Annotated in this window: 9 protein-coding genes and 1 pseudogene; 6 read left to right on the top strand and 4 right to left on the bottom strand. The window is 59.8% G+C overall.

The window, feature by feature from the left end; translation table 11 throughout:
- The 4 genes and pseudogenes from AX708_RS07870 to AX708_RS07855 all read right to left on the bottom strand — a co-directional run.
- A pseudogene (locus AX708_RS07870) lies at positions 1-368 on the bottom strand (transposase); the annotation flags it as partial.
- A 351-nt stretch (positions 369-719) separates the two neighbouring features.
- Positions 720-3071, bottom strand: coding sequence for a heavy metal translocating P-type ATPase (locus tag AX708_RS07865; protein WP_155646392.1), 2352 nt, complete (start codon positions 3069-3071; stop codon positions 720-722).
- 125 nt (positions 3072-3196) lie between these two features.
- The gene (locus AX708_RS07860; RefSeq protein ID WP_197426148.1) at positions 3197-3628 is read right to left on the bottom strand and encodes a DUF411 domain-containing protein; all 432 of its coding nucleotides are present in this window, start codon (positions 3626-3628) and stop codon (positions 3197-3199) included.
- A complete protein-coding gene (locus AX708_RS07855; protein WP_233999625.1) occupies positions 3628-4233 on the bottom strand; it encodes a class I SAM-dependent methyltransferase in 606 nt (201 codons plus the stop codon). The genes AX708_RS07860 and AX708_RS07855 overlap by 1 nt, the downstream gene beginning before the upstream one ends.
- A 243-nt stretch (positions 4234-4476) precedes the next feature.
- Here AX708_RS07855 and AX708_RS07850 point away from each other — a divergent pair, with 243 nt between their 5' ends.
- The 6 genes from AX708_RS07850 to AX708_RS19855 all read left to right on the top strand — a co-directional run.
- A complete protein-coding gene (locus tag AX708_RS07850) occupies positions 4477-4755 on the top strand; it encodes a hypothetical protein (protein WP_066530750.1) in 279 nt (92 codons plus the stop codon).
- Complete coding sequence (locus tag AX708_RS07845) at positions 4752-5192, top strand: periplasmic heavy metal sensor (RefSeq protein WP_066530748.1); 441 nt, start codon at positions 4752-4754, stop codon at positions 5190-5192. Before AX708_RS07850 ends, AX708_RS07845 begins: the two co-directional genes overlap by 4 nt.
- Positions 5189-5755 (top strand): RNA polymerase sigma factor, encoded by a 567-nt coding sequence (locus tag AX708_RS19860; protein WP_081096425.1) that lies wholly within the window; start codon positions 5189-5191, stop codon positions 5753-5755. The genes AX708_RS07845 and AX708_RS19860 overlap by 4 nt, the downstream gene beginning before the upstream one ends.
- Before the next feature lie 245 nt (positions 5756-6000).
- Complete coding sequence (locus tag AX708_RS07835) at positions 6001-7878, top strand: copper resistance system multicopper oxidase (RefSeq protein WP_081096424.1); 1878 nt, start codon at positions 6001-6003, stop codon at positions 7876-7878.
- A 260-nt stretch (positions 7879-8138) separates the two neighbouring features.
- On the top strand, positions 8139-8957 hold the full coding sequence (locus AX708_RS07830) for a copper resistance protein B (protein ID WP_369815607.1): 819 nt from the start codon (positions 8139-8141) through the stop codon (positions 8955-8957).
- Positions 8932-9219, top strand: a 288-nt coding sequence (locus AX708_RS19855) for a copper resistance protein CopC (RefSeq protein WP_233999624.1), incomplete at its 3' end; no start/stop codon positions are given. The genes AX708_RS07830 and AX708_RS19855, both read left to right, overlap by 26 nt.

Raw genomic sequence — 9219 nt, 5'->3', positions numbered from 1 at the left:
GTAACTGGAAGTGTCGAACGGCAGTACCCGGCAAGCCCTGCGGATCGACAAGCCCCAGTCCGCCAGCATCCTGCGAACTAGCTCGCACTTCCGATCCGGCCTCAGAGCTTTCGGCGGACAATATCCTGCAGCGTCTCCCGGTCGAGTGTCAGGTCGGCGACGATCTTCTTCAGCCGGCTGTTCTCGTCCTCCAGCTCGCGCAGCCGCCGCATCTCCGTCGGCAGCAACCCCGCGTATTTCTTCTTCCAGTTGAAGTAGGTCGCCTGGCTGATCCCCGCCTTGCGGCAGACCTCAGCGACCGGCGTTCCTTCCTCACCTTGCTTGATGACGAACGCCTTCTGCGCGTCCGTGAACTTCGATGCCTTCACGCCAAACCTCCTCGCCCAGCCAGGGATGTCTACAGCGGAAAACTTTAGCCGCGAATGGCCCCGTTTTCAGAGGGCTGAGCAAGAGCGAACCACTGCCACGCCAGTGTTCGATTGATTTGGTGTTCGAACTTGGGTCCCGAAAGCCTGCATCCTGCTGCACCCTCGCTAATTGACACGCGGTGTCCAAATCTAAGCTGACAGTCGACGGCGGGTGATACTGCGCCAACTTTCCCCGATCTTTGAGGATCATTCTATCGTAGTGGAGTGGCGTAGGCGTAGTGATTATCTTCATTGGTCGCGGCCCGGCAGAAGTGAAAAACCCGGAAAGCGAGAAGTCTGTCTTCGTAGAAGTCACAGAGAAATCTGTCGAAGCCGCAACGAATTGCCGATCACGCTCACCGAAGACAGCGCCATGGCCGCAGCAGCAATGATGGGTGACAGCATGATCCCGAATACGGGATAGAGTATTCCCGCTGCCACCGGAATGCCTGCGACATTGTAGGCAAAGGCAAAGAACAGATTTTGGCGGATGTTTTTCATGGTAGCATGGCTGAGGCGGCGGGCGCGCACAATCCCGGTCAGATCACCTCTCAGCAAGGTTACGCCGGCGCTCTCGATCGCGACATCGGTCCCCGAACCCATCGCGATGCCCACATCAGCTGCGGCCAATGCCGGTGCATCGTTTACGCCGTCTCCGGCCATGGCGACAATCCGCCCTTCATCCCGCAGCCGTTTCACGATCGCGCTTTTCTGATCCGGTAAGACATCGGCTTCAACATCCGCAACGCCGAGCCGCCGGGCGATTGCTTCGGCGGTGACGCGATTGTCACCTGTCAGCATGATCACGTGAATGCCTGCTTGAGTCAGAGCAAGGAGCGCTGCGGGCGTCGTCTGCTTGACCGGATCGGCGATCCCGATGGCGCCGGCGGCCTGACCGTCGATGCCAAGAAAAATGGCTGTTGCGCCCTCGCTGCGCAGGTGATCTGCGCGCTCCGCAAGGTCGCCGAGCTGGATACCCTGTTCGCCAAGAAAACGAGCATTGCCCGCAACGAGGCTGCGGCCATCGACCAGGCCGATGATGCCCTTGCCGACGGGTTGATCGACATTGGTCGGCTCGCTGATCGCGAGGCCTCTGATTTCGGCTTCGCGTACAATCGCCAACGCCAGCGGATGTTCACTACTGCGTTCAAGGCTGGCGGCAAGGCGAAGAAGATCGTCCTCATCGAAGCCGCGAGCGGTTTCGATGGCAACGACAGCCGGCTTGCCTTCCGTCAGTGTTCCGGTCTTGTCGACCACCAGCGTGTCGATCTTCTCCATGCGCTCGAGGGCTTCAGCGTTCTTGATCAGGATCCCAGACTGAGCGCCGCGACCGACACCCACCATTATCGACATGGGCGTGGCAAGACCGAGTGCGCAAGGGCACGCGATGATCAAGACGGCTACCGCCGCAATTAAGCCATAACCCATAGCCGGTGACGGTCCGACCAGTGACCAGGAGACGAAGGCTATAGCAGCGACCGCGATCACTATCGGCACAAACCAGCCGGAAACGGTATCGGCAAGCCGCTGGATCGGCGCCCGGCTTCGCTGGGCATCTGCGACCATCTGGACAATGCGCGCGAGCATGGTGTCGCGCCCGACTCGTTCCGCACGCATGACCAGACCCCCGGTCTGATTGATTGTACCGCCAACCAGTTTGGAACCTGCTTCCTTGGTGACCGGCATCGATTCGCCTGTGACCATGGATTCGTCGATTGTGCTTCGCCCCTCAATGACTGCACCATCGACAGGTACTTTCTCTCCGGGGCGCACCCGCAAGGTGTCGCCAACAAGAACCTGGTCCAGAGTGATCTCTTCATCGCCGCCGTCGTCGCGAATCCTGCGTGCGAGCTTGGGAGAGAGATCGAGCAGCGCGCGGATAGCTCCGCTGGTCGTCTCCCTGGCACGCAATTCAAGCAGCTGGCCAAGCAGGACGAGCACCGTGATAACCGCTGCGGCTTCGAAATAGACAGCAACCGAACCGTCTTCGGAGCGAAACGCTGCCGGAAATATTCCCGGCACCAGAGAGGCGGCCATGCTGTAGATCCAGGCGACCCCGGTCCCCATGGCAATCAGCGTAAACATGTTGAGGCTGCGACTTGTGATCGATGCCCAACCGCGCTCGAAAAATGGCCAGCCCGCCCACAAAACCACAGGTGTTGCCAGCACCATCTGGATCAGGTTTGCAAGTTTTCCGTCCAGAACATGACGCAGGCCTGTCATGTGCCCACCCATTTCGAGCGCGACCACCGGCAAGGCAAGCACGAGGCCGAACACGAAGCGGCGCTTCATATCCTTGTATTCGTCCGATGGCCCATCGCTGAGGGTCGGGGTCATCGGCTCGAGCGCCATGCCGCAGATGGGGCAGCTTCCTGGGCCGGACTGCTGGATCTCCGGATGCATCGGACAGGTCCAGATTGCGCCATCAGGAACAGGACTGTCCAGTCGCGGTGAACCGCTTATGTACCGGCCAGGATCGGCAGTGAACTTAGTAAGACAGCCCGCGCTGCAAAAAAAGTGATGGGCTCCAGCATGGGTCACGACATGCTTTGTGGTTTCAGGATTGACCCTCATCCCGCAGACCGGATCCGTCGCCATCTTTTCTGCTGTGGAGTGAGGATCAGCATCCTCACCATGGTGACGCGGTGTCTCGGTCATAATCATGTCCCTTGGCTAGTCTGTTGCATGTTGCGACACGATCTCGGCCCAGCAGCCGAGAGATTCGTCGCCAATCCAGCATCATTGACGCCTGGCCTTGTCTCTCAATGCTCTGCCATCAAGACTCGCTCCTAGTAGCTCTTGAAGATTGTCGGCCTGGCTGTGCCAAAAGCAAAGACATGGTATCTGTCTCTTGGGCGGCCCGGTGCTTCCATTCCCGGCGAACCGAGCGGCATGCCAGCCACTGCCAAGCCCTTCACGCCCTTTGGCTTGGTGGCAAGAACGCGCTTCATGTCGGCAATGGGAACGTGACCTTCAAAGGCCATGCCGTCGATCAGCGCGGTATGGCACGACACCAGGTCTGCTGGCAGACCAATCTTGCGCTGCAAGCTTGATCGTTGCCGGTCATCGATGACCTGGACTTTGCGACCGAACGCTGAGCGCACCTGTGCGGCCCACTTTTCGCAACATCCGCAGCCCGGATCACGGTGCATGACGATGTCGTTAGCCGCCAAGGCGGATGACGACATCAGAGCGAGCAAAATCGCGAACTTCTTGAACATTAGTGCAATCCTTTCATGATGTCTTCATTCCTTGGCACAACAAAGATCGAAATCGTCCCTGTCGGTGTATCCAATCGAAAGCCTGCCGAGACCTTGCGGCCACCAAATTTTCCGAGCTCCGCCTCAAGGAAACCTTCGACATGGGGCTGGGTGTCGGTCTGTCCGTCGATCAACTGGATAATCCGAAAGGCTTGTCGCATGATCCAATTGGTAGGCCGGGCGTAATCGGCAACGAACACTTTGCCGCCGGGGGCAGCAGCGGCGAACATCGCGGCGAGCCCCGTTCGCTTTCCCTCGAGTGGCACCTGATGGAATACGAGGCTCGACACGACCTTGTCGGCCGGGCCGCAGGCTACCGCATCCTGCGCGAAACCCCTCTTCCATTCGATGGAAACGCCTGCGACTGCGGCTTTCTCTCTTGCGATCGCCAAGGCTTCCCCGTCAGGGTCAAGGCCAATGATATTGGCTTGGGGTTCGCGCTGCTTCATGAGGATCGCAAGGGATCCGGTCCCGCACCCCACATCGAGGATCGTTTCCCCAGCCTTGGGGTCAAGCAGATCCAGCAAGGCACTGCGCCAGCGACGTTCGCGCGTCAGCAGTGCCACGCCGCGGTCATACAATTTTGTCGACGCAAATCGGCCTGCAGCCGGAGTGAAAGTTGGGGTTTCGCTCATGCTGTATCCTCGTACTGTCAATCACGGCAAGTCGCCGACTTTGCGATCGATCCCTTTGTCCACACACACTGATACGCATGTCGCCGCATTATCCCTCACGATTGTTGGGCAAAAATATTTTGAGGGATCTTATCATAAGATGCGTATGTGAAATGAACGTCCGGGAGATTGTAAATGTATGACCTTGACCATTCGCTGCGGGCCCTTGCTGCACAGCCCATTCCCGCGCACCTCGCTATGATCGACGAGGCCGTGTTCGCAGGTCTGGAGGCACATCGGCGCGAAGTTGGTGCCGGATCCCGGCTGATGGGCCTGGCCGGCGCGTTTGCGTTAGTGCTCGGCGTCATCTCCGGTACATTGGCGGATGCCAGCCCCGCGATAGCCCAGCCACTTTCGCCTTTTTCGCCCGACAATCCCCTGGCGCCCTCCACGCTGCTGGACGTTCATGCATGACCTGGACAAAGCGCCTGCTTGTGATTGGGCTTGTTGCATTCGGGGCCGCTCTCGGGGGTACGTATATTGGCCGTGAGCTGCTTGCGAGCACAGGCGAGAACGAGACGGAGTTGCATGCGCTCCTGCACAGCGAGCTTGACCTTGACGCGCAGCAGGCGGCAAAAATCGAGTTGATTGAACGCCGTTTTTCAACCCGCCGGAAAGCACTCGAGCTCGAGATGCGCGCCGCCAATGCCCATCTTGCCGAAGCGATGGAGGCCGAACACGGCTACGGGCCGGAGGTTTCGGCTGCGGTCGATCACACCCATCGGGTAATGGGCGAACTGCAAAAAGAAACGCTGGAGCATCTTTTTGCCATGCGCGCGGTGCTTACGCCCGACCAGGCAGCACGGTTTGACCGTACCGTAACAAAAGCGCTGACACCAGAAGTGCAGTGACTTTCCCGCTCAGCCAGGGGAGCGACAGCGAACTTGCGGTTCTCGCACTTGCTGGTCGTCAGGATGCTTACCGGGAACTGCTGGCACGCTACCGCGAGAAAATCTTCCGGTTCGTGGCTGCGTCGGTTGGGGATTCTCAAGAAGCAGTAGACCTCACGCAGGAGACGTTCGTTGCAGCATTCGCTTCACTTGGAAAATATGATCATGACCGACCATTCCTGTTCTGGCTGAAGCGTATCGCGCTCAACAAGTGTCGCGACTGGTCGCGAAGACGAAAAGCCCGGGCATTTTTCGTTCGGGCAGAACCGCTCGAGCTCGCATTCGAGGTCGCCGATGACGCCATATCCTCCGATGTGCAGGCAGAGAGCCGGGCTGAACTGAAGCGGGTTTCAGCCGCTATCTCGCGCCTTCCGTCACGGCTCAGGGAAGCGCTCGTGCTTCGCACGATTGATGGGCTAAGTCAGTCAGAAGCGGCTGCTGTGCTGGGGGTAAGCGAAAAGGCGGTCGAGACGCGTCTGCATCGCGCGCGAGCCCGATTGAAAGCAAATCTCGAAAGCAAATGACCACTGGCCGCCGAATTTAGGCGCGGGGACTATGGGCTGACCCCGAGTGAGCCAGTGCGTCTGGCCGATAAAGCTGGTCATCGTCATGCACAGCGGCCATCGCAAACAAGTGCGCTGATCGCCCCGAGCTGCCGCCTATCCTGCGCAGCAACCGATTCCGCCCTGCTAGCGTAGTTCATCACTGCAAAAGTCGAGAGACGCGAAAAAATTTGAGGGGTGTCCGCATCAGGCGCGTATATGCTTGTATGAACACTCCGATCCTTACCCGCCGCCACCTGATTGCAGGCCTCGGTGCCGCTTCAGCCTTTGCCACAGTGCCTGCATGGGCGCAGGGTCACAACATTCACCGCGATCAGGGAGGCGGACACGGTCGGGGTGGCCCGCTCATTCCCGCCGGGTTCGGTGAGCTTTCCGGCGAAGTGATCAATCTGACCGTGGGTAGCGGTCATCGTATCGTCGAAGGGCGGCGTGGTCCGGGTGTCGCGGTCAACGGGAGCGTGCCCGGCCCCCTGATCCGCTTGCGCGAAGGGCAGAACGTCCGTCTCAATGTCACGAACGAACTGGGTTCGGACACGTCAATCCATTGGCACGGCCTGCTCGTTCCATTTCATATGGATGGTGTTCCCGGCGTGAGTTTCCCTGGCATTCATCCTGGCCAGACATTCAGCTACGAATTCCCGATCCGGCAGGCGGGGACCTATTGGTATCACAGCCATTCGGGGCTGCAGGAACAGTCGGGGCATTATGGCCCGCTGGTCATCGATCCGTCTGGTCCCGAACCTGTCGAGTTTGACCGGGATTATATTCTGCTTCTCAGCGATTTCACGGTGCTCGATCCGCATTTCATCATGAAGCGTCTGCGCACCGGCGAGGGCTATTTCAATCGTCAGCAGAACACCTGGACCGACGATTATCCGCTGTCTGCGCAAGAGAGGCGCATGTGGGCTGAAATGCGGATGATGCCCACGGACATCATGGATATCGGCTCCCCCACCTACACATTCCTTGCCAATGGGCGAGGGCCGACCGAGGGGCTTGAATATCTATTTCGTGCCGGTGAGCGCGTAAGGTTGCGGGTCATCAACGGCTCGGCGCAGAGCTTTTTCAACGTCCGCATTCCCGGCTTGGCAATGACCATCATCGCCGCAGATGGCCAGAACGTCCGGCCGGTTGAAGTCGATGAATTTCAGATCGGCACGGCAGAAACCTATGATGTGATTGTCACGCCGGGCAATGCCGAGGCCTATGCGATAGTCGGCGAGTCGATGGACAGGTCGGGAATGGCGCTGGCCATGCTGGCGAGCCGTCCCGGAGCGCGGGCGGATGTACCCGCTCTGCGCGATCCGCCGCTGCTGACGATGGGCGACATGGGCATGGATCACGGCTCGGGTGGCATGGACCATAGCGCGCCTTCTGCCGATACCGGTGCCAAGGAAGCGATGGGCAGTGCGGGCGCCATGGACCATGCCGCGATGGGTCATGCCACACCTGATGCATCAATGGGCGCTTCGGATGACACTATGGCCGGGATGGCAATGGGCGGCATGAGCATGGCCGGCATGAAGATGCGCGACACAACGCTGCTGCCTCCCGATGTCAAGGTGGGCCCGGGCGTCGACATGGTTTCGATGTCTCCGGTGGACAAGATGGGAGATCCCGGTCTTGGCCTCCGGGACGTGGAGCACCGCGTGCTCAACTATCGCATGCTGACGGCGCTTGAGCCGAACCGAGACACGCGCGAACCTTCGCGGCTCCTCGAACTGCATCTCACGGGCAATATGGACCGCTACATGTGGTCTTTTGACGGAAGAATGTACTCTTCTGTCAGTGATGTTCCGATCCGCTTCGCCTGGAACGAGCGCGTCCGGGTGAAGCTCATCAACAATACCATGATGGCGCACCCGATCCATCTTCACGGTATGTTCTTCGAGTTGGTCAATGGTGCCGAGCCAGCCCATCAGCCTCGAAAGAACATCGTGATCGTGCAACCGGGCGCCAGCGCTCAGTTCGACCTTACTGCCAACGAGCCGGGTGACTGGGCGTTTCACTGCCACCTGCTTTACCACATGCACGGCGGCATGATGCAGACCGTGACCGTGGCCGGCCCGGGCGGTGCAGCATGAACGTCCGGCCCCTCGTCTCACTCGTCCTTGCGGGAGCGTCCCTGAGCGCAGCACCGGCGATGGCCCAGCATCAGGGGCATGACATGCCAATGCCGATGCCGCCACCGGCGCCGGCCCCGAGCCCGGCTCCCGCACCGCAGCAGCCAGATCCCCACGCCGGGCATGTGATGCCCGATCGTCCTGCCGCGTCCGAAGAGGAAACGGTCGATCCACACGCAGGCCATGCCATGCCCGAAGGATCAATGCCGGCTCCCGATGCCATGGCCGACATGAAGCAGGAAACCATGGATCACAGCGCTATGGATGGCGCCATGCCTGCCTCGCCCGGCCCCGAGATGGAAACCCCCCCGCCGCCAGAGGCGGGGAGCGGTCCTCCGCGCGCCGCCGACGCCATCTGGGGCGCCGATGCAATGCGGGCCTCGCGAGACGATCTCAGGCGCGAAAGCGGCGATTTTCCGGTTTTCTGGTTTCAGGGTGATCGTTTGGAAATCCATGCCCGCGAGGGTGCAGAAGACTACATCTGGGATTTTCAGGGGTATTACGGCGGTCCAACGAGCCGTTTCTGGTTCAAAACTGAAGGTGAGGGAGCCTTCGGCGACAAGCCCGAAAGCGCTGAGTTTCAAGCCCTCTATTCACGTGCGATCAGGCCATTCTGGGACCTCCAGGCTGGCGTGCGCCAGGACCTCGCAGGGCCCAATACGACCTATGCCGTTCTGGGCATCCAGGGTGTTGCGCCCTATCTTTTTCAGGTTGATGCGGCGGCTTTCGTCTCACAACGCGGCGACGTTACGGCCAGAATCGAGGCAGAGCTCGACCAGCGTATTACACAGCGCCTGATCTTCCAGCCTCGTGTTGAGATCAACATGGCTGCCCAGGACATTCCGATTCTTGGCGTCGGAGCGGGCATCGACAAGGTCGAGGCTGGCTTGCGTTTGCGTTACGAGATTATCCGCGAGTTTGCGCCTTACATCGGGATCGAACAGACGTGGCGCATTGGGAACGGCGCGGACTTCGCCCGCGCCCGCGGCGAGGATCCGAGTGCCACCAACTATCTTGTCGGCATCCGATTTTGGTTTTGAAATGAAGGACAATCTAATGAAATTTGCTTCGATTTTCGCAGCTCTCGCAATGGTTGCGTCGCCTTTGGCACTCCCATCGATGGCTTCTGCTCACACTCGCGTTGTCGCCTCTACCCCGGCAGAGGGCGCGACCGTTGCTGGCACGCGCACAGTGACGCTGACCTTCAATGAAGCGCTTTTGCCCCCCACTGCTGCTGCCAGCATCGTAATGACGGCGATGCCGGGGATGGCAAATCACAGTCCGATGGCGATCCGCAATTTC

Source organism: Erythrobacter sp. CCH5-A1 (genome assembly GCF_001557115.1).
Classification (GTDB): Bacteria; Pseudomonadota; Alphaproteobacteria; order Sphingomonadales; family Sphingomonadaceae; genus Erythrobacter.
The sequence above is the reverse complement of the archived record's forward strand: the minus strand, read 5'-3'. Positions and strand labels throughout refer to the sequence as shown.

Excerpts from the sequence above, each read along its gene's own strand:
- AX708_RS07865 (WP_155646392.1), bottom strand. The coding sequence starts at position 3,071 with ATGATTATGACCGAGACACCGCGTCACCATGGTGAGGATGCTGATCCT.
- AX708_RS07860 (WP_197426148.1), bottom strand. The coding sequence starts at position 3,628 with ATGTTCAAGAAGTTCGCGATTTTGCTCGCTCTGATGTCGTCATCCGCC.
- AX708_RS07850 (WP_066530750.1), top strand. The coding sequence starts at position 4,477 with ATGTATGACCTTGACCATTCGCTGCGGGCCCTTGCTGCACAGCCCATT.
- AX708_RS07845 (WP_066530748.1), top strand. The coding sequence starts at position 4,752 with ATGACCTGGACAAAGCGCCTGCTTGTGATTGGGCTTGTTGCATTCGGG.
- AX708_RS07835 (WP_081096424.1), top strand. The coding sequence starts at position 6,001 with ATGAACACTCCGATCCTTACCCGCCGCCACCTGATTGCAGGCCTCGGT.
- AX708_RS07830 (WP_369815607.1), top strand. The coding sequence starts at position 8,139 with ATGGCCGACATGAAGCAGGAAACCATGGATCACAGCGCTATGGATGGC.